Annotated in this window: 17 protein-coding genes and 1 tRNA gene; 3 read left to right on the top strand and 15 right to left on the bottom strand. The window is 59.7% G+C overall.

The features are described from left to right. Window positions 1-3: 3 nt before the first annotated feature. The 7 genes from ACCD05_RS04890 to ACCD05_RS04860 form a co-directional block, all read right to left on the bottom strand. Window positions 4-285 carry a DUF2160 domain-containing protein gene (locus tag ACCD05_RS04890; RefSeq protein WP_413391380.1) on the bottom strand — a complete coding sequence of 94 codons (282 nt, stop codon included), beginning with the start codon at window positions 283-285 and terminating at the stop codon, window positions 4-6. 14 nt (window positions 286-299) lie between these two features. Next, window positions 300-1,127: a carbohydrate ABC transporter permease gene (locus ACCD05_RS04885; RefSeq protein WP_113198533.1), complete on the bottom strand. Its 828-nt coding sequence runs from the start codon at window positions 1,125-1,127 to the stop codon at window positions 300-302. Window positions 1,128-1,152: 25 nt separating this feature from the next. Next, window positions 1,153-2,019 (bottom strand): carbohydrate ABC transporter permease, encoded by an 867-nt coding sequence (locus ACCD05_RS04880; RefSeq protein WP_037178749.1) that lies wholly within the window; start codon window positions 2,017-2,019, stop codon window positions 1,153-1,155. 3 nt (window positions 2,020-2,022) lie between these two features. Next, window positions 2,023-3,093, bottom strand: a complete 1,071-nt coding sequence (locus ACCD05_RS04875; RefSeq protein WP_413391378.1) for an ABC transporter ATP-binding protein — start codon at window positions 3,091-3,093, stop codon at window positions 2,023-2,025. Window positions 3,094-3,105: 12 nt separating this feature from the next. Next, complete coding sequence (locus ACCD05_RS04870; RefSeq protein ID WP_413391376.1) at window positions 3,106-4,182, bottom strand: ABC transporter ATP-binding protein; 1,077 nt, start codon at window positions 4,180-4,182, stop codon at window positions 3,106-3,108. A 45-nt stretch (window positions 4,183-4,227) separates the two neighbouring features. After that, entirely contained in the window at window positions 4,228-5,754 is a 1,527-nt protein-coding gene (glpD, locus tag ACCD05_RS04865; RefSeq protein WP_413391374.1) for a glycerol-3-phosphate dehydrogenase, read from the bottom strand. A 169-nt stretch (window positions 5,755-5,923) separates the two neighbouring features. Then, complete coding sequence (locus tag ACCD05_RS04860; RefSeq protein ID WP_047505518.1) at window positions 5,924-6,745, bottom strand: AraC family transcriptional regulator; 822 nt, start codon at window positions 6,743-6,745, stop codon at window positions 5,924-5,926. A 112-nt stretch (window positions 6,746-6,857) separates the two neighbouring features. On the opposite strand from ACCD05_RS04860, the gene ACCD05_RS04855 reads away from it, so the two are divergent. Then, window positions 6,858-8,066: an MFS transporter gene (locus tag ACCD05_RS04855; RefSeq protein ID WP_413391636.1), complete on the top strand. Its 1,209-nt coding sequence runs from the start codon at window positions 6,858-6,860 to the stop codon at window positions 8,064-8,066. A 1,092-nt stretch (window positions 8,067-9,158) separates the two neighbouring features. Here the strand turns inward: ACCD05_RS04855 and ACCD05_RS04850 are convergent. From ACCD05_RS04850 to ACCD05_RS04830, 5 genes are read right to left on the bottom strand one after another with little or no spacing between them, the layout of a single operon-like run. Beyond that, a complete protein-coding gene (locus ACCD05_RS04850; RefSeq protein WP_413391372.1) occupies window positions 9,159-10,616 on the bottom strand; it encodes a TniQ family protein in 1,458 nt (485 codons plus the stop codon). A gap of 9 nt (window positions 10,617-10,625) precedes the next feature. Then, the gene (locus ACCD05_RS04845) at window positions 10,626-11,567 is read right to left on the bottom strand and encodes an AAA family ATPase (protein WP_413391370.1); all 942 of its coding nucleotides are present in this window, start codon (window positions 11,565-11,567) and stop codon (window positions 10,626-10,628) included. A 1-nt stretch (window position 11,568) separates the two neighbouring features. Further along, entirely contained in the window at window positions 11,569-13,854 is a 2,286-nt protein-coding gene (locus ACCD05_RS04840; protein WP_413391368.1) for a Mu transposase C-terminal domain-containing protein, read from the bottom strand. After that, entirely contained in the window at window positions 13,851-14,612 is a 762-nt protein-coding gene (locus ACCD05_RS04835; protein WP_413391366.1) for a hypothetical protein, read from the bottom strand. Before ACCD05_RS04835 ends, ACCD05_RS04840 begins: the two co-directional genes overlap by 4 nt. After that, window positions 14,605-14,763, bottom strand: coding sequence for a hypothetical protein (locus ACCD05_RS04830; protein WP_413391364.1), 159 nt, complete (start codon window positions 14,761-14,763; stop codon window positions 14,605-14,607). The genes ACCD05_RS04835 and ACCD05_RS04830 overlap by 8 nt, the downstream gene beginning before the upstream one ends. Before the next feature lie 673 nt (window positions 14,764-15,436). Between ACCD05_RS04830 and ACCD05_RS04825 the strand changes: the two genes are divergently transcribed. Continuing rightward, complete coding sequence (locus tag ACCD05_RS04825) at window positions 15,437-16,153, top strand: phosphoribosyltransferase family protein (RefSeq protein WP_413391362.1); 717 nt, start codon at window positions 15,437-15,439, stop codon at window positions 16,151-16,153. A gap of 454 nt (window positions 16,154-16,607) precedes the next feature. Next, window positions 16,608-17,162 (top strand): hypothetical protein, encoded by a 555-nt coding sequence (locus tag ACCD05_RS04820; protein WP_413391360.1) that lies wholly within the window; start codon window positions 16,608-16,610, stop codon window positions 17,160-17,162. 50 nt (window positions 17,163-17,212) lie between these two features. Here ACCD05_RS04820 and ACCD05_RS04815 read toward each other — a convergent pair. From ACCD05_RS04815 to ACCD05_RS04805, 3 genes are all read right to left on the bottom strand, one after another. Next, a tRNA-Arg gene (locus ACCD05_RS04815) sits at window positions 17,213-17,289 on the bottom strand. Between the two features lie 49 nt (window positions 17,290-17,338). Further along, a complete protein-coding gene (locus ACCD05_RS04810; RefSeq protein ID WP_018900450.1) occupies window positions 17,339-17,644 on the bottom strand; it encodes an ETC complex I subunit in 306 nt (101 codons plus the stop codon). Window positions 17,645-17,796: 152 nt separating this feature from the next. Continuing rightward, window positions 17,797-19,545, bottom strand: a complete 1,749-nt coding sequence (locus tag ACCD05_RS04805) for a phosphoethanolamine transferase (RefSeq protein WP_413391358.1) — start codon at window positions 19,543-19,545, stop codon at window positions 17,797-17,799. Window positions 19,546-19,608 lie beyond the last annotated feature (63 nt).

Raw genomic sequence — 19,608 nt, 5'->3', positions numbered from 1 at the left:
GCCTCACACGTAGCGGAACACGCCGATGGCGTAGACTACGGCAAGCCCAAGAGCCCACCACAGGTTGGGCCCGACGAGGCCCAACCATGCGAGATGAATGAACGCTGCCCCCAGCAGCGAAATGAAGAGACGGTCTCCCCGCGTGGTCTCGAACCTCAAGCCCCCCACACGCGGCGATCCGCCCGGCGCCAGATATTCCCATATGCTCATGCCGATCAGGAGCACGAGAATCGTGAGAAAGAACAATGCGGTCGGCAGCGTCCACGCCATCCAGGAAAAGTTCATGTCTGGTCTCCCCTTTAGACGCGGCCGAGCGCGAAGCCCTTGGCGATGTAGTTGCGGACGAAATAGATGACGAGCGCGCCGGGAATGATGGTGAGCACGCCGGCCGCCGCCAGCACGCCCCAGTCCATCCCCGAGGCCGACACCGTGCGCGTCATGATCGCCGAGATCGGCTTGGCCGCCGTGGTCGTCAGCGTGCGGGCAAGCAGCAGTTCCACCCACGAGAACATGAAGCAGAAGAAGGCCGCCACCCCGATCCCCGATGCCACCAGCGGCATGAAGATGCGGATGAAGAAACGCGGGAACGAGTAGCCGTCGATATAGGCCGTCTCGTCGATCTCCTTCGGCACGCCGGACATGAAGCCTTCTAGGATCCAGACCGCCAGTGGCACGTTGAACAGGCAGTGCGCCAACGCCACCGCAATGTGGGTGTCGATCAGGCCGAATGCCGAATAGAGCTGGAAGAACGGCAGTGCGAAAACGGCGGGCGGCGCCATGCGGTTGGTGAGCAGCCAGAAGAACAGGTGCTTATCGCCGAGAAACCGGTAGCGCGAGAAGGCATAGGCCGCAGGCAGCGCCGCCAGCACCGAGATGACGGTGTTCATGACCACATAGGTGATCGAGTTGATATAGCCGTTGTACCACGACGGATCGGTGAAGATGATCGTGTAGTTCCGGAGCGTTGGGTTCTGCGGCCAGAGCGAGAAGGTGCCGGTGATCTCGGCATTCTCCTTGAAGCTCATGTTGACCAGCCAGTAGATCGGCAAGAGCAGGAAGATGATGTAGACGGTCGAGACGACCCAGGAGAAGTTGCCGGCCGGCTTGTATTTCATCGTCTGTGTCATTGCTTGGGCCATGGTCCTCTCCTCCTCACGCGTTCTCGTCGCCACTGGTCATCACGGTGTAGAAGATCCATGAGAGCAGCAGGATGATCAGGAAGTAGATGATCGACATCGCGGCCGCCGGACCGAGGTCGAACTGACCGACGGCCATCTTCACCAGATCGATCGACAGGAAGGTGGTCGAGTTGCCGGGGCCGCCGCCGGTGACGACGAAGGGTTCGGTATAGATCATGAAGCTGTCCATGAAGCGCAGCAGCACGGCGATCAGAAGCACGCGCTTCATCTTCGGCAGCTGGATGTAGCGGAACACCGACCAGCGCGACGCGCCATCGATCTTCGCCGCCTGATAATAGGCATCCGGGATCGACACGAGGCCGGCATAGCACAACAGCACGACAAGGCTCGTCCAGTGCCAGACGTCCATGACGATGACGGTGATCCACGCATCGACAGGATCGCGGACATAATTATAGTCGAGCCCGATCGCCTCCAGTGTATGGCCGAGCAGGCCGATATCGACGCGACCGAACACCTGCCAGATCGTGCCGACGACGTTCCACGGGATCAGCAGCGGCAAAGCCATCAGAACGAGGCAGACCGGCACGCCGATCCCCTTCTTCGGCATGTTGAGCGCGATGAAGATGCCGAGCGGGATCTCCAATGCCAGGATGATCAGCGAGAAGGCGAGATTGCGCTGCAGCGCTGCCCAGAAACGGTCGGATTGCAGCGTCTGCACGAACCAGTCCGTGCCCGCCCAGAAGAACTCGTTGTTCCCGAACGTATCCTGCACCGAATAATTGACGACGGTCATCAACGGGATCACCGCCGAGAAGGCGACCAACACCAGCACCGGCAGCACCAGAAACCAGGCCTTGTTGTTCCAGGTCTTGTTCATGGCTCAGCCCTCCCTGCCGACGCGCCAGGAATCGGCGTAGATGTTGATGGCCTTGGGATCGAAGGTGACCCGCGCCTCCGAGGGGATCTCGGCATCCTCCGTCAACACGATGGCGATCGGCTGGCCCGCGAAATCCGCCCGCACGATCTTCTGCCGGCCGATATCCTCGACCCGGTTGATGGTGACAGGCATGCCCTCGCGCCCGAGGCGGATGAACTCCGGCCGGATACCGAGCTCGGTCTTTGCGCCCGCGGCAGCCTTCGGCGCGTAGTCGAGCTGCAGGCTCTCAGCCCCCACCGTCACCCTGCTGCCATCGAGCTTTGCCGGCAGGACGTTCATGCCGGGTGAGCCGATGAAGTAACCGACGAAGGTGTGGCTCGGCTTCTCAAAGAGCTCGGCGGGCGTGCCGATCTGCACGATCTCGCCCTCATACATGACGACGACCTTGTCAGCGAAGGTCAGCGCTTCCGTCTGGTCATGCGTGACATAGACCATGGTGAAGCCGAACTGCTTGTGCAGCCGCTTCAGCTGCGAACGCAGCACCCATTTCATATGCGGATCGATGACCGTCAGCGGCTCGTCGAACAGGATCGCGTTGACGTCGCTGCGCACCAGTCCCCGGCCGAGCGAGATCTTCTGCTTCTGGTCGGCGGTAAGCCCCTGCGCCTTGCGCCGCGCCATCGGCGTCAGATCGATCATCTCGAGAATTTCGCGAACGCGACGATCGACTTCCGGCTCCGATACGCCGCGATTGCGCAACGGAAAGGCCAGATTGTCGTAGACGGTCATGGTGTCGTAGATGACAGGGAACTGGAACACCTGTGCGATGTTGCGCGCCTGCGTCGCGAGGTTGGTCACGTCCTTGCCGTCGAACAGGATGCGGCCATGTGACGGCTGCAGCAGGCCGGAGATGATGTTGAGCAGCGTCGTCTTCCCGCAGCCGGATGGTCCGAGCAGCGCATAGGCGCCGCCGTCGTTCCACTCGTGGTCGACTTCGCGCAGCGCGTAGTCCTTGTCCGATTGCGGGTTCGGCCCGTAGGCGTGGCGGATGTGGTCGAGCGTGATGCGTGCCATGTCCCTACCCCTTCAAGCCGTTGCGCCGGACGAGATCGCCCGGCCGCTGGTGTCGAACGCCATCAGGTGGCGGCCATCCAGAAACACGTCGATATCGGTGTCCGAATCGATGTCGTGAATGCCGTGCGCCAGCATCACCCAGCGCGCACCCTCGTAATCGAGATAGACGAAGCTCTCCGAACCGGTGATTTCAGACAGCTGCGTGCGCGCCTTGAGTTGCACAGCACCCGGCGTCTGCGCGGCAAGCCCGAGATGATGCGGATGAAACGCCACCGTCACCGGCCCATCGGCCATGCCGGCCAGATGCGTCGGCACCGTAAACACCGCGCGCCCGTCGCGCTGGAACGTCGCGCCCGCCTTCACCACGTCGATGAAATTGAGCGGCGGATCGGCGAAGGTCTTGGCGGTGGTGAGATCACGCGGTGTCCGGTAGACCGAAATCGTCGGCCCGAACTGCGTCACCCGCCCTTCTGACAGCGTCGCCGTATTGCCGCCGAGCAGCAGGGCTTCGGATGGTTCGGTGGTGGCATAGACGAAGATGGCGCCCGATTGCGCGAATATCCTCGGCAGTTCGGCGCGCAACTCCTCGCGCAGCTTGTAGTCGAGGTTGGCAAGCGGCTCGTCCATCAAGACGAGGCTGGCGTTCTTGACCAGCGCGCGGGCAAGCGCGGTGCGCTGCTGCTGGCCACCGGAGAGATTGAGCGGTGTGCGGTCGAGATAGGGCGTCAGCCGCAAGAGATCGGCGGCCTTGCGCACCTCGCGATCGATGGTGGCGGCATCCTTGCCCGATATCCGCATCGGCGAGGCGATGTTCTCGTAGACCGTAAAGGCGGGGTAGTTGATGAACTGCTGGTAGACCATCGCGACATTGCGCTTCTGCACCGGCATGCCGGTAACATCGACGCCGTCGAAATGGATCGTCCCGCTGGTCGGCCGGTCGAGCCCGGCCATCAGCCGCATCAGCGACGTCTTGCCAGACAGGGTCGGCCCCAGGAGCACGTTCAGCGTGCCGCGTTCAAACGCGAGATCGGTCGCGTGGATATGCGTATCCGCACCGACCGTCTTTGCGATGTTTCGCAATTCCAGCATTCAGGTTCCCGTGCCTCCTCACAGCGGGGACCACATGCCGCTCTTTTATCCGGCCATCTGAGCCGGTAGCGCGGCCATGTACTCCTCCAAAACCGCGGCTTGCTCCCTCGTCAGGCGCAAGCCCTCCTTCGTTCTCCTCCAGAGCACGTCATCGGCGTGTCTCGCCCATTCGTGCTCGATCAGGTAGCGAACCTCCACCTCATAGAGGTCGCTCCCGAAACAGCGCCCGAGATCCTCGGTCCCGCGCGCCTGTCCCAAAATCACCGCAGCCTTCGTGCCGTAGCGGCGAACGAGGCGGCGGGCATGCGTATCGATGAGAAACGGATAGCTGCCCTTCAGCTTGCGCACTTCCGCCTCGTATCCCTGCGCCGGAAAATCGCCGCCGGGCAGATGGCTCTTGGCCGTCCACGGGGCACCCTTGGCGCCGATTGCCGCGCCGATCTTCTCCAGCGCGTGTTCCGACAGCCGACGATAGGTCGTGAGCTTGCCGCCGAAGACGTTGAGCAACGGCGCCGGCGCGCCCTCGCCTTCGAGCTTCAGCACGTAATCGCGCGTCGCTTCCTGCGCCTTGGACGCGCCATCGTCGAAGAGCGGACGCACGGCGGAATAGGTCCAGACGATATCCTCCGGCCGTACCGGCTCGTTAAAATACTCGCTCGCGGCCTTGCAGAGATAGGTCGTCTCTTCGTCCGAAATCTTCACATCCTTCGGATCGGCCTTGTAGTCGCGATCGGTGGTACCGATCAGCGTAAAGTCCTGCTCGTAGGGGATCGCGAAGATGATGCGGTTGTCGGGGTTCTGGAAGAAGTAGGCTCTGGGATCGTTGAACTTCTTCTTCACCACGATATGGCTGCCCTGGACGAGCCGCACATGCCGCGCCTCGTTCTGCCCGAAGGCGGCGCGAATGACGTGATCGACCCATGGACCCGCCGCGTTCACCAGCATCCGCGCCTGGAAATGCCGCTTCTCGCTGGTCACCGTATCCACGGTCTCGATCGCCCAGACACCATTCTCGCGGTGCGCCGAGACCACCTTGGTGCGCGGCATGATCAGCGCACCCTTGTCGGCCGCATCGCGCGCATTCAGCACCACCATGCGGGCATCATCGACCCAGCCGTCGGAATATTCGAACGCCTTGGTGAATAGCGACTTCAACGGCTTGCCCGCCGGATCGCGGCGCATGTCGAGCACCTTGGTCGGTGGCAGAAGCTTGCGACCTCCGAGATGATCGTAGAGGAACAGTCCGAGCCGGATCAGCCACGCAGGCCGGATCCCGCCCTTGTGATAGGGCAGCACGAAGCGCATCGGCCAGATGATATGCGGCGCCATCGCCCAAAGGATTTCGCGCTCCATCAGCGATTCGCGCACCAGACGAAACTCGTAATGCTCGAGATAGCGCAGGCCGCCATGAATGAGCTTGGTGGCACCAGAGGACGTGCCGGAGGCGAAATCGTTCATCTCAGCCAACGCAACGGAATAGCCGCGCCCGATCGCGTCACGCGCGATACCGCAGCCATTGATGCCGCCACCGATAACGAAAAGATCGTGAATCTGACCGCTCACGCGTCCCATGCCCTCAGAAAATGCCGCAACGCAAACAAGACAACGCGATTGCGAAAGTGAAAACAGTTAAAGCGAAACTCATTCGAATGTCAAACGAATGTTTCGCACAGTTATGCGGCGCGCCGATGTCGGGCGTGTGACAGCGCGAAAGGCCTTCACTCGAAATTATCGAGGAATTTCAATTGGGCTCGGCAACCCTGAAATAGGCGCGCGGCGGCGCGCCAAGCATGCGCTTGAACATGGTGGTGAACGCCGCGACGCTTTCGTAACCGAGATCGAACGCAACTGTTGTCACCGGCTGGCCCGCTGCCAGCCGCGGCAACGCCGTAAACAAGGCAGCCTGCTGCCGCCAAGTCGAAAGGCTGATGCCGGTCTCCCGACGGAAAGCGCGGGTGAACGCCCGCCGGCTCATGTTGAGCTGCTCGGCCCAATCGTCGATCAGCAACCGCGCGGTTGGGTTCGCTAAAAAGGCACGGCAGAGCCCCGCAAGCCTTGCATCACCGGGAATAGGCAGGCCAAGCGAGCGATCAGGCAGCCGCGAAATCTCCTCGAGCAGCAGCGCCACCACCAGCCGCTGCCGCCGCGAACCCTTGAGGTCACCACTTGGAGACACCGCTTCGATGATCAGCGCACGCGCGAGATCGGTGAGCCCGACCACACGAATGGCCTCAGGCAGGGCAACCAGTGCATCGGAGCTGATATAGGCCGACAGCATGGTCACCTCGCCCAGCATATCCACCGAGTGGTCCAGTCCGGCCGGTATCCACAGCGCATGCTCCGGCGGCACCATCCAGCGCCCTTGCCGCGACGACACCATGACCACGCCGGTGCGCGCATAGACGAATTGCGCGCGGCTGTGCCGATGGGGCGCCACGTGATAGCCCGAGGGATACTCGGACGGGATGGTGTGAACCGGCTCCGACGCCGCCTCGATGGCCGCCAGCCGCTCGACATGGAGCTTGGCCAGTTCCGCCGACGTCATATTTTGCAACGCTTTCATAAGCCCTGGCCCAATCGCGAAAGAATGAGACCAAAACACGAAAGCGGGACTGCCGCAAGGAGACTATGCGGATAGTCAGGTTCTCAGGAGGAACATCGTGACAACAGGTACAATGACGGCGGAGAAACACTCCGCGGAACAAACGGTTTTCAGCATCATCATGGCAGTGAGCTTCTGCCATCTCTTGAACGATACGATGCAGTCGCTTATCCCGGCTCTCTATCCGATGATCAAGGAGGGCTACGGTCTCGACTTCACGCAGATCGGCCTGCTCGGCCTGGTCTTCCAGGTCACAGCCTCGCTGCTGCAGCCGCTGATCGGCATCTACACGGATAAGCGCCCACTGCCCTATTCGCTGTCGGCAGGAATGTTCTTTACCCTGATCGGCTTGATCCTGCTCGCCTATGCGCACGCCTATTGGGTGCTGCTCGTCGGCGCCGGCGTCGTCGGTCTCGGCTCGGCGGTCTTCCATCCGGAATCCTCCCGCGTCGCGCGCCTTGCGTCGGGCGGACGCCACGGTCTGGCGCAGTCGCTGTTCCAGGTGGGCGGTAATTTCGGCTCGGCGATCGGCCCGCTGGCCGCCGCCTTCATCGTGCTGCCGCGCGGCCAGACCAGCGTCGCATGGTTCTCGGTTGCCGCGCTGACGGGCATGATCATCCTGTGGCGCGTCGGCGTCTGGTACTCCAACCACCGCCGCACCAATGCCGGCCGCAGGGCCGCGGTGCCCGCCGTCGTGCTGCCGCGCGCCAAGGTGATCATGTCGATCGCGGTCCTCGCCATGCTGGTCTTCTCGAAATACGTCTACATGACCAGTCTTTCGAGCTACTACACCTTCTACATGATCGAACGCTTCCAGGTTTCGGTCCAAGAGGCGCAGATCCTGCTCTTCGTCTTCCTGGGCGCGGTCGCCATCGGCACGGTCGCGGGCGGCCCGATCGTCGACTGGTTTGGAACGAAGTTCACGATCTGGTTCTCGATCCTCGGCGCCCTGCCCTTCACCCTCGCGCTGCCCTATGCGGGCTACACCTGGACGATCGTGCTCACCTTCGTGATCGGCATCATCCTGGCGTCGGCCTTCTCAGCCATCGTCGTCTTCGCACAGGAACTGGTGCCCGGACGCGTCGGCATGATCGCCGGCCTGTTCTTCGGCTTCGCCTTCGGCATCGGCGGCATCGGTGCCGCTGCACTCGGCATGGTGGCGGACCGCATGGGCATCGTCTTCGTCTACCACGTCTGCTCGTACCTGCCGCTGCTCGGCCTGCTCACCGTCTTCCTGCCGGACCTCGGCAAAGGCAGGCGCCACGCAACAGCGGTGAAATAGCAGCAAAGACGCAGCACCACCAAAACCACAGAAGGCCGAAGCACCCGCTTCGGCCTTTTGTCTTTGAACATCACGTGAAGCTTTGAGCCGGCCCGAATTCCGGACAATAAAAAAGGCCGGGGCGAAACCGCACCGACCTTCCTATTCGCATCTCACACCAGTGCCAGTACATCCGTGGTCAAAAGCATAAACGCGATACCGGCAACTGCGAGCGTTCGCTGTGTGGAACACTGACCAGCAATGCCGATGGGCTTGATATGGTAGGTCAATGTGGCGAATTCAAGTCCGGGCGGGAAATTGCAGAAAATGAGGACGATCACATCCAGCCGGAATGGGTTGCACTGAAAACATTGTGTAATTGCACCTCTGGTATTCGCTGCAACGGAATGATCCTCGCATCAATCCGGAACGGAGTGCCGAAACCTCACATCCAGCCGGAATGGATTTCGGCCGAATATGTAATTGGTCGGCGACTACGCGCTGGAATGAATTTGCAATGGACTAGGGACAAGGGAGATTGCCAACGGGCTGAGAGCTAAGCCGCATCAATTAGAGTTTTTGCCAGGATTGATCGTGGCCCGATTAACCGCCAAACAGCAGGTTGACACCTGATTTCCTCGCGCCCACCATGTTCAGAACATCATTCTTTATTTGAGGCGTTATGTTGGGAAACATATTCTACGGTATTAAAGATTATTTTCGCGGTGTCCTTGTCTTGTTATCAGCGTTCATTCCGGCAGCTATCACTTACTGCGCCATTTGGGTCGCGATATTCCCGTGGCTTATCAACGAAGATTCGACCACAATCGTCTTTGGCCTTATCATTACGTCGCCACTGTTTTTCCCTTGGCTTCTGCTTTGGGGTCTCCTTGCCTTGAAGGTCGACAAGAAGCTTACAAGAGCATTCAACCTCAAAGAGGAATTGTTCTCGTCTCTTGGCAGTCACAGCGAGGCTTGACATCGATATCGTACGACGTCAGTGACACCGTTGCGTTTGATAGATATTGTTAAGCTTTCAAACTTTCACGGCGCTCACCACCGCATGGTATTCAGCCTTTGTAGACACAGATCACGCGGTCCAGATTGAATTATTCAAAGACGATTGCGCTCAAAAGTGTCGTCACGGAAATAAAGCGATCTGAGCCCGGTGCGAGCAATGTCTATCCCCGCTGGCCTGAGCTTCCGCCGAAGACACGAAACGAGCACGTGACCGGTGCTAAGGCCAGCGGCTCTCGCATAACCGAGAAGCGTCTTCATCTCATTGGTTGCGACGTCGTCCGTCAAAGCGCGGAACCGTTCGACGATCTCAACGACCTCACTCGCCAGATACTTTGGACCGCCTACCCGGTTGATCGGCAGGCCCGTGATCTCCTGAACGAACCCAGCGTTCGCGACTGGCCGGAACTCGTGTCCAGGGATGCCAGTGATCGAAGTGGTCTGCGGCAGCGTGATCAGATTGTCGATGGTCGCCCTCAAGGTCTGAAACGTCGCTGGATCGATGGATAGAGCGTCACCGTTCCACTTGGCGTCCGGCAGCAGCCCGAGCTTGCGGATAAACTTGCCGAGCGCCTTCGGTGGCACCTTCAGCTCGCGGGAGGCTTCGAGGAGCGTCATCTCGTTTCGGTTGGCGCTACGACGGGTACGCTTCCGGCCTAGTGTTCCTACTTGGGCAAAGCCTTCCTGTTGAGCGGTCTCCAGCGCTTCCCAAAGCAGATTGTTTGCACGACCGCCGTCCGCCTTCGACGTTGCCGGTGTCGATGCGAAATAGCCCTTCCGCCGCTTCTCTTTGTCGATGACGGTTTCATACCAGGTCGCGAACCAGGCCACGCGCTCGGCGTGAGGGATTACCAGGAGGGCGAAGCCAGCTTCGATATCTCCGATGGGGTTGTTGCGCGGATGGACGAGCTGACCGGCGTTGCTGTACCGGCCGAAGAACCGGGCGGGTTCGATGATGTCGTGAAGCTCGAACTCCGCTGTCGGCCCCGACTCCCGTTGTCCAAACTCCAACCTGGATCGCAGCATTTCATGGAACGGCAAGCTGACCTCCGCTTTCGGAGACCGCCGGTCGATCAAGCTCTCGCCTTCAGGGGAGACGTCGAAGTGCGGCCACCACCAGCCGAGCTTCTTACCGTCGACACTGTCAATCAGCGCCGTTCCATGGATCGGGCAATGCGTGGCGACAACGATATCCCACTGGATACGATGATGAAGCCGCTCGGCCAGGCAATGAGGACAGAAGCGGCGGTGTTTGAACGACAGCTGGCGGGGGCGTACGCGCTCGTTGCCGATATGGTAGATGCCGTCCCGAAGGACCGGCGTTGAGTGTCGCAGGCGCTCGTGATCCTCAGGAGCGAGCGGCAGTTGTTGCAAAACGTGCAACAACTCTTCAGGCACGATGCTGCGGCCGTTGATGCCGATCTCGGTCGCATAGACCTTCAAGCTGGCATGGCCTTCGTCTGCGACCAGGCGGGCGAAGTATCCGTACGAGGGTTCGGCGGGCTCGGGACGGAGCCGCCACTGCGAGAACGGGAGATCACGATTCACCGGCATGCCTGGCTCCTAGCGGAAATACGAGTGGCTGTCGTTCGCAGCAACCAGCATCGTGGCTGCCGAGCGCAGGTGCTCGATCATGATCTTGGACGTCCCGGCATTGATCGCCTCGAAGGCTGACGCCTGGACCAGGTTCATCACCCGGCCGATAAGCCCGCCACTGAAACGGTGAATATCGGCAGCGATCTTCGCATCCGAAAGGTTCGACTTCATGAGGAACGGCAGGCGGTTGTCGATCCCTTCCAGCATCAACGTGAACTGCTCGAACTCGTCGGTGGTATCGCCGAGCGGCACGAGAGCTTCATTCGGAAAGCCGCCACGGCCGACCAGATAGTCCACCGCCGTAACCACGTCCTTGATGATCGGTTCCCCCACCAGAAGTGTGTTGAACGCATTGCGGTCGCTGGCGAGCTTGATAAAGCTCTTGAAGTTGCGGACCTGGTCCACACGGCGGCCCATGAACATGAACTGAGCGTCGTCGATGATCAGCAGCTCGGTCTTTGCCCGTACCAGACGATTGATACAGGTGTCGATCAAGGCCGGGGTTTTCATCTGCGCCAGGGAGCGGGCTCCCGTCGCCTCACAGATGCGTTCCGCCATCGTCCGGGGCGTCATGTCGTCCGAAGCCTGGAAGTAGACGACCGGGTAAGCCTCGCCGTCTTCCTCGATCCGGGCCGGATGATGAGAACGGTAGAACTTGCAGATTGCCGACTTGCCGACGCGGGACGGCCCAAGCAGTCCGCCGATCTTCCCCGTACCGTGGCGACCGCCAGTTACCGGGTGGTGGAACTTGCCGATGAACGCGTTGCCCTTCTTGAACAGGGGTGACGGATACAAGAGCGTCTCGATCATATGCTGGCGCACCGCCGGAGGCTGGGAGGAGACTACGACACGCTGCTCAGTCGACAGCTTTTCCATGTTGAACGGCAACGTGATGTAGGCGTCAGTCATCCTATTCCTCCCAATCCGAGTGGCGAGATTTCAGTTCTTCGATGTCGACAGCGGCGATTTCGGCACCGCCCTCTTCCGCCGTTTCCGGGATATCCGGCATCAGGTCAGGTCCCGTCGGCGTTTCGCCAGGCAACAAGCCCTGCGTCTTCGGCGAGACCTTGGCCTCTGGCTGCTGAGGCATCGGGTTGGCTGGGTTCATCCAGCCGTCCACGGCCGGGTTCGCCGTCAGCTCGATGATCTCGGCGCTGCGCAGCTTTGCCGCCTGGCCCGACACGAAGCGGGCAAGCTTCTTCGCCGTCCCGTGCTTCTTGCGTTTGGCGTGCATATCGGCCAGCTGCAGTTCCAAGCTGCGGCGGGCATCCGTAAGCTCCTCGACGCCTGGCTGGCTCTTCTTCTGTTCGAGGTGGTACTTGATGATCTGACGATGCTGATACAGCGTCAGGCCGGTTGCGTAGCGCTTCTCGATATCCTGTACCGGGACCTCGATCATCACCTTGCGATAAGGGTCGTTGACCCAGATGCGACCGAGATCGTTCGGATCACGCGTCACCGTGTACTTAGTCGCCCGGTGCGCCCGGGTTCCCATCTTGTGCTTCGGGTGCGTGCGCAGCGCTACCAGCTCGGCAGACTGATAGTGGAGGTAGTCGATACGGACACCATCAGCCTGGACCGTCACCTCTTCCGTGATACCGACCAGCCGCGTGAACACCGCCGGATCAACGACAGGCCGCATCGTTGCGTGCGGAATGCCTTCCTCCCAAAGCTTTGCGGGCGTGTCCGAAAGTGTCACAAGCGGCCCGAGCCCGGCGTGCTCCGAGCGGTTGTAGACCTCCCCGAAGTAATAAAGCAGGAACCCGTAAAGCTCGCGGATCGACAACACCGGCTTGGCGATATCGTCCTCCTTGGTGAACTTCTTGCGTTCGCTCGGTGAACGGGTCGTGGTCCCGAGGAGGCGGTCCGTCAGCTGCATGCCAAGGATTGAAAACAGATGCTCCATTGCGCCCTTCTCCCATGGGCGTCCCGGACGGTACTCGATGACCTGGAAACCAAGTTCACGCTCGGCATTCTCCATGCTGCCGCCCGTGAAGTGACTGGCCTGGTCGACACCAAGGCGCGTCGGCATCCCGTACCACGGGAATGTCATGCCTCCCGGCAACGAGCGCGGGTCCTTCGGGTAGACGGTATGCTTCAGACCTGCAACGAAGCCCGCAAAGGACGGTGCCTCGAAACCGATATGGAAGCCGATCACCGCTGCCGAGTGGCGGTCGCGGAAGACGAGGATGTCGGGCTTGCCGAACGCCACCGGGACCAGATCGTCGTAGACGACCACATTCAGCTCCGTGTGGTCGATATCGACGACGTCCAGCGGATGATCCGGGCGAGCTAGGCGTGCTGCCTGCATCGAAAGGCGGTTGGCCTCTTCCTCGCTGTAGCGCAAGAAGGTCTGCGTCCAGAGATCGACATTAGCAAAACGACGCTGCAGCGTGCTCTTGGACACCGCCTTCGCCAGCTCTTCCTGGTCGGGAAAATCCCCCTTGTCCGAGCACAACTCGCCGAGCGCGGCCTTCACTGTCAGCCAGCTGCCGCGCGGGTCGGTCCAAGCCGTCTTCACAGCCTGACGCATTGCCTCCTCCAGGCGCGGGTTGAAGCGCTCGATGGCGTTGCCATTGCTCGGAAGCGGCGCAACGGCCAGAACACGGTCCATGTTGCGGCGATCCTTCAGCTTCGCCATAGCCTCGTAGAGTGCCGTCTTGCCGACCGGCTTTTCGCCACGGCGCTCGCCGACCTCCTGACGAGCACGGTCGAGAAGGCGGACGCACCCTACTCCCTTGTTCTCGTCACGGCAGATGCGGACATAGTGATCGATATAGTCGAGAAGCTGGTGTGCCTTCTTCGACTGGTTCGGCGTCAAGCTGAGGCTGCTGCCGGGCAGGATCGTCTTGCGGTGTGCGCGGGGCTCGAAATGCACAGAGCGCAGGCGACCGTGGCTGTTGAGCCAGTCGATCTGCCAGGGCGAAAGCCATAGCGGCGACTGGAACTTCGAGTCCAACAGCGTCAGCAGGCGCGGCGTCTGCGGAGACCCGTTCGTCCACGCCTGCGCCGTGTAGATGCCGTAGGTGCTGCGGTCACCGTCCGCGAAAATCGCAAACTGATCACCCGGGACGATATCCTGAGCAGGCGCGTTCACGTGCTCCACAGGCGTATTCGGGAGGATCAGCTGCTCCGGCGTCAACAGGCGCATCGAGCCCTTCAAAAGGAAGTCAAAGTGCTTGGCGGTCAGGGTCATGCTGTCACCTCGTAAATGATGGAGTCGAGCGTCAGGGACTTGCCAAGGTCGAGGCGAACCTCGCCGCGCATGGCGAGCTGCATCACGGCAGTGAAAATGAGGTTGGTCTCATCAAGGACCGTCGGCGCATCATCCCCCTCCCAGAGGATTGCCTGGCGGGCGAAGTCTGCCTTGTCCGAGATCGAGCGGATCGTCGCCGGGAGCTTCACCTCACGGATGACCTGACGGGCGTGAGCCAGCGAAGTCGGTTCGGTGCGACGGGCACGGTGCGTCCACATCAGACGCAGGTTCGTCAGACGAGGCTCGATCCGGATCGAACGTTCGTCGTGCACCGCATAGTCGCAGTCGAACTCCTCGCGGAAATGACGGGCACGTTCCTTCACACGACGCCAGAACAGGCGTGTGTCCAGCTGCTCGTTCCACGGCACGTAGTCGATGAACACCACGCTGTCGTCACGGAGCTTGGCCGCAATGTCAGGGATGTGGTCGCGCTTTTCCGGCGTCTTGCCGTCCTTCGTCGACCAGTATGCCACCTCCAGCGGATAGGCAGACAGCTGCACGACGTCCGGACTGGTGTCCAGATGCAGCAGCCCGTCCGCCATCAGTGTCGAATGAGCGCGGATAATACCCGAAGGCACCTTGTTGGTCGGGAACGAGACCGCGTGACCCCGGCCGTACATGCCGTGACCGATCTGGCGGAGCGGCTTATGGCTGTCGGCGAAGATCGCTTCCAGGAGTGCGGGATTGGGATCAGCCACGGCGACCTCCCTTCACGGACAAACCCGTCGTAGGGATGACACCGATGCGCATCAGCTCTGCCACGGTCGTTGCCGGGACACCGAGAGCCTGCAGAATGTTCGACGGCACCGGCATTGCCTGGCCCGTGAACGGATAAAAATGCGTCTTCAAGACACACCTCCAGCGCTACGCTGTGACCGCAATCCGGGCCACAATCGGAACAACCGGGGAATAATCACCTCCCGACAGCGGAGGTGGCACACCCGGTCATCTTCGCCGGTAGACGCATATGTACTGGTGGTAAGACACGGAGAGCACCTCGGAACGATGGGACAGATGTCCCAGGGAAACGAACGGATTGTGAGGTTTGGAGATCATGGGCCACCTGTTTCGCATCATGCGGAAGGTGGGATGAGAAGCTCAGCCAGGACCGGCTGGGCCGACGTGGTGTCAGGCAGCCGAAAAAGCCGAGCGGTCATCCCGCGAAGGCCCAGATATTCGGTCTATCTGCTGCACGTCTCACCTCGTTCGTTAAGTCCGAAGCGGACCGCCATTTGCATGAAGCGGTGCCGTTGGCGCAAGCGTTGCTCAGTGGATCGGTAAACGATCCGTGGAAGGTGTCCTGTTTTGGGACGCCGAGGCGGAGGATCAGGGAAAGATGGGCTGGGAGTCAAGAGACCTAGCCGAAAGGGTTAACGTATGGTTAACGCGCGTTGTCTCCCTCCTGACGGAGTGGCGCTCTTCAAATCCCTGCCTCGGTGAACTACCTTAGAAACAACGAGGTAAGGCATCGAGTGATTTCCAGCAGGAGCATGGGAGTGTCTGATGATTGATATGGTGCTGAGTGGGAATCAACGTTATCAAGAACGCCGTCCAAATCGACGACACACATCAAAAGCGCGTAAATACCTCCGTTGATGACAATCCCACCCAGGTAGAACTGGATGGAATTCCAGTGCATTACGTTTTCACTCGAAGCAAATACAATTACGACAAAGGTGACGGCAATCCCCTTATCTACGCGATGAAGAGTTTGAACCGCTTCACCATCGTTCCAGTTTTCAGGAAGAAGGTTCTGGAACGATGTGCCGTTATCGTCAGCAAAATGAAAATCGAAGCCGACGTTGTAATTCCTGTACCTTCAGGAAATGGGTTTTGCCTCGAAATTGCGGAAATTGTTGCAGAGGTGACCGGTCTCCCGCTTGCTGCCCCGGACTTTATCAGAAAGAAGACTTTTACGGAGATGTACGCGGAATACGGCAGTGTGCCGTCCGGTTTGATACCTGCGGAAATCGATGAGTACAAATCTCAATTGAAACTCTGGTCTACAGCGTCCGGGGATAAGTCGGTCGTCATGAAGATGGTTTCTCCAAAGATACGGCACCTATTCGATCCGTTCACGCGGTCCGACGCCCCGGCTGGACTTCAAGACAAGCGTGTCGTATTGGTTGACGACCTTCTATCTTCTGGTTCATCATTATCAGGAGCGGCCAGGGTCTGTACTTCTGTCGGCGCATCATCGGTGTCAGGGATTTGCTTCATGAGCGCTCTGGCGAATTGACGGCGGGTTGACTTATGCGAATTTTGGCTTATCTATCACGTAGTGACGGATGGAAACATCCCGACCATGTTTATGCCTCATGGTCGTGAAAAATAAGGTGTGGTTAAGAGCTGCACAGGTCCGAGCGGCACCGGGTAGGGTCAGACGGTAAGCGTCAAATACTACCGCACCATGTAGCGGGTGGTGAGTTTAAGGGGAGACCGGAAACGGCCTCCCCTTTCTCGTTCTAGCTCACGTCGAGCTGAGGCCCTTCAGTTCGATGCAAGTCGCCGCCGGTTTCTTGCAGGCTGTTGATGAAAGCTCGATCATCTGATGCCACACAAGCGTTCCCATGACCTTTCACCCTACCCGTCTCGTTGGTTCTCCTATCGAAGGATTTTCTAGGCCCGGAAGTGCCAAAGCTCCACGGTACGCAAATCTTCGACTGTTAGCTCGGAATGTGATGAAGGAACCGATGGCCCCAGCGATCTTCGACGTGAGCGCCCTTTTACCGAAGCTACCCGATCACTCGGTGGCAGACTACGATCTGGGTCCGACCGCCGAGTTGCCGGGTGGGACCAACATCTTCCTTCATTTCGGTCGCCAACAGAAATTGATGGTCATGGAGGAAATAGGCTTGCACTTCGAGGGAGCCTACGTAGAGCAGCGCGGCGATAAAGGCGACATGAGCTTCGGAATCCACCTAGTGTGCAATTGGCCGAGCGAACAAAGCAATTCCGTCAGGGTCTGGTTCCACCCAGGGCAAACCGTAAAAGGGAATGTAGAGAAATGCGCCGACCTTCAGTCTTATTGGACCGACCCGGTTCTTGTCGAAAACAATAAAGCGGTGAACGCGGCGTTGAATTCGACGATCAAATCTTTGCTGTATCTGGGTTCGCCCGAGCCAGACATTCAATTGGGGAGGTCCGATAATGGGCTGGTCGTACAGACCGTCGGGCGAAACATCGATCCTATCAGGTACTTACCTCAACCTGTCGACGAGGAAATACTGGCAAATTTCAAGATTTGATTCCGGATCGATTGAAGCTGGTTCGGGTAGAAGTGATGCTCGAAAGAAAATGGCGACCCCTGCAGGATTCGAACCTGCGACCACCTGCTTAGAAGGCAGGTGCTCTATCCAGCTGAGCTAAGGGGCCACACTGCCGATGCGCAAGCGCGCATCGAAGGCATGGGCTCTGGAAGAAATCAGTGCGTCCAGGGCTGCGTGCGCGTATAGCGGAAATTATCCGGATACGCCACCGTCTGACGCTGCGGATCTTTCGGCGCGATCACCCGGTATTCGATGCCGTTGCGCTGCGCATAGGCTTCAGCCAGTTCCTGCGTTTCGAAATTCAGCTTTACCTGCTGGCGCATGTCCGACGAAGAGGTGTAGCCCATGATCGGGTCGATCGTGCGCGGCGTTTCCTGATCGAACTCCAGCACCCAGAGATGAGTCTTTGCCTTGCCGGATTGCATGGCGGTCTTTGCTGGACGATAGATCTTGGCAGACATAGCTGCACGCCTCCGAATTATGGCTTTCGCAATCAATGGACTGCCCCCGTGCGGGACATCTTCATCTACGATCGCACAGATAGATGAATTTTGCTTAGCGGCGAATCCCTTCCTTTTCAAGCGAAAAGCCATGAGGTCCGCGCGCCAACAACCTACCCTTTGAACGAGGCTTGCACCGCCTTGTCCGGCGCCTTCCGGCAGCCGGAAAACAGGTCGAGCTTCGCATCGTAGACGCTGGTTTCGACATCCATCAGCCCGAGAACGCTGTGGAAGAAATTGTCGTGCGACACCGGATTGGAAGCGCTCGCCGCAAGACAGGCCGTATCGATGCCGGAGGCCACGCTGAAATCGGGCGACAGCCAGACGATGATCGGCGCCCGCGTCTGCTCCGCCGGGGCGATGATATAGGGCGCGCCGTGAAGATAGAGCCCGTTCTCGCCGAGCGACTCGCCGTGGTCGGAGACGTAGAGCATCGACGCCGAAATCGTGTCCTGGTGCTTCTTCAGATTGTCGATGACCTTGGCCACCACGTGATCTGTGAAGAGGATCGTATTGTCGTACGCGTTGACGATCTCCTCCGGCTTGCAGGCGCCGAATTCCGGCGTCCGGCAATCCGGCGTGAAGCGACGGAAATCGTCGGGGTAGCGCCGGTAATAGGCCGGCCCGTGGCTTCCGAGCTGGTGTAGTACCAGAACGCTGTCGCTTTTCACATTCGAAAGCCAGTCGCCGAGCTTGTCGAGCAGCACCGTGTCGAGGCATTCGCCATCCGTGCAGAAACGCGGATCGGCGGCATCGGGCAGGAAGCGATAGGGAATGCGATTGGCGACACCATAGCTGCCGGTATCATTGTCCCACCACTCGACGTCGACCTTGGCATGGCCGAGAATGTCCGTGAGGTTATCGGTCTCGAGCCCCTTGCGATGCGTGTAGTCCGCCCGCGTGTAGACCGAATACATGCATGGCAGCGAAACCGCCGTGGAGGTGCCGCAGCTCGTCGCGTTCTTGTAATAGATGACGCCGCGCGCCTTCATCTCCGGATTGGTCTCTCGCGGATAACCGCCGAGCGAAAAATTCTGCGCCCTGCCCGTCTCGCCGGCAACGATGATCGTCACCCGGGGCTTACCATTGGCGCTCGCCGTGCGCTGATGCGCATCGGTGCCGAGCGGCCGGCGCACAACGGTGCGATCGTTCTCGGTGGCGAAAACGAAGCGCGCAGCGTTTCCGATCGGAATGAACGGGTTCAGCGTCAGCATGATATCCTTGTGCAGACGCCCGACCGCGGCATAGGTCTGCGAAAAGCCGAGACCGGCAGCGACGAAAATCGCCAGGCACGGCACAATAACGGCCATGTTCCAGGCAAACTTCTTCAAAAACGGCCTGTGAACGATCTTGACCCAGGCAATGAGAAGCGACGGCAGCACGCCGAACAGGAGAATGTGAAGCACGAAGGAAAAGGTGATCAGATGCGCCGATTCCGCCCGCGTGGTCACCGCTGCGTTGCGGATCATCTCCTTGTCGATGATCACGCCGAACTGATCCGTGAACCAGGAGGATACCACCGCCACCATAACGAAGAAGATCAGCGCCGGCTTGGTCAGGTATTTGACAGAAAATGTGGTCAGCGCCGCGATGGTGATTGCGAAAATCCCGAGCACGAAGGCGATGAACGCCATTGGCGTGGTGGCCAGATAGCCGAAAGCCCGCATCCAGAATGTCTGGTTCGCCACCGCCAAAATGTAGACCGCCGTCAGCACCGACAGCGTGACACTTCCGATCTTCGGCCGATAGCCGGCCCGCGCACTCGATGAACCCGTATTTTCCAAAATGCATCCCAATGCCAGAACGCGCACCAGCCAAGGCTGCCACGCCAACCAGGCGGGGATGGCATTGCTTACTGACATCAACCTGAAAGCCTCGGAAAGACGATCCGTGGGAAAACACCATTTTAGTTATTGCAGCGCACG

Source organism: Rhizobium sp. Rhizsp42 (assembly GCF_047304155.1).
Taxonomy (GTDB): domain Bacteria; phylum Pseudomonadota; class Alphaproteobacteria; order Rhizobiales; family Rhizobiaceae; genus Rhizobium.
This window is presented reverse-complemented; position numbering and strand designations above follow the sequence as displayed.

What these genes read in the sequence shown, in the direction of transcription:
- ACCD05_RS04890 (WP_413391380.1), bottom strand. Translation starts at nt 285, where the DNA reads ATGAACTTTTCCTGGATGGCGTGGACGCTGCCGACCGCATTGTTCTTT.
- ACCD05_RS04885 (WP_113198533.1), bottom strand. Translation starts at nt 1,127, where the DNA reads ATGACACAGACGATGAAATACAAGCCGGCCGGCAACTTCTCCTGGGTC.
- ACCD05_RS04880 (WP_037178749.1), bottom strand. Translation starts at nt 2,019, where the DNA reads ATGAACAAGACCTGGAACAACAAGGCCTGGTTTCTGGTGCTGCCGGTG.
- ACCD05_RS04875 (WP_413391378.1), bottom strand. Translation starts at nt 3,093, where the DNA reads ATGGCACGCATCACGCTCGACCACATCCGCCACGCCTACGGGCCGAAC.
- ACCD05_RS04870 (WP_413391376.1), bottom strand. Translation starts at nt 4,182, where the DNA reads ATGCTGGAATTGCGAAACATCGCAAAGACGGTCGGTGCGGATACGCAT.
- glpD (WP_413391374.1), bottom strand. Translation starts at nt 5,754, where the DNA reads ATGGGACGCGTGAGCGGTCAGATTCACGATCTTTTCGTTATCGGTGGC.
- ACCD05_RS04860 (WP_047505518.1), bottom strand. Translation starts at nt 6,745, where the DNA reads ATGAAAGCGTTGCAAAATATGACGTCGGCGGAACTGGCCAAGCTCCAT.
- ACCD05_RS04855 (WP_413391636.1), top strand. Translation starts at nt 6,858, where the DNA reads ATGACGGCGGAGAAACACTCCGCGGAACAAACGGTTTTCAGCATCATC.
- ACCD05_RS04850 (WP_413391372.1), bottom strand. Translation starts at nt 10,616, where the DNA reads ATGCCGGTGAATCGTGATCTCCCGTTCTCGCAGTGGCGGCTCCGTCCC.
- ACCD05_RS04845 (WP_413391370.1), bottom strand. Translation starts at nt 11,567, where the DNA reads ATGACTGACGCCTACATCACGTTGCCGTTCAACATGGAAAAGCTGTCG.
- ACCD05_RS04840 (WP_413391368.1), bottom strand. Translation starts at nt 13,854, where the DNA reads ATGACCCTGACCGCCAAGCACTTTGACTTCCTTTTGAAGGGCTCGATG.
- ACCD05_RS04820 (WP_413391360.1), top strand. Translation starts at nt 16,608, where the DNA reads ATGGCCCCAGCGATCTTCGACGTGAGCGCCCTTTTACCGAAGCTACCC.
- ACCD05_RS04810 (WP_018900450.1), bottom strand. Translation starts at nt 17,644, where the DNA reads ATGTCTGCCAAGATCTATCGTCCAGCAAAGACCGCCATGCAATCCGGC.
- ACCD05_RS04805 (WP_413391358.1), bottom strand. Translation starts at nt 19,545, where the DNA reads ATGTCAGTAAGCAATGCCATCCCCGCCTGGTTGGCGTGGCAGCCTTGG.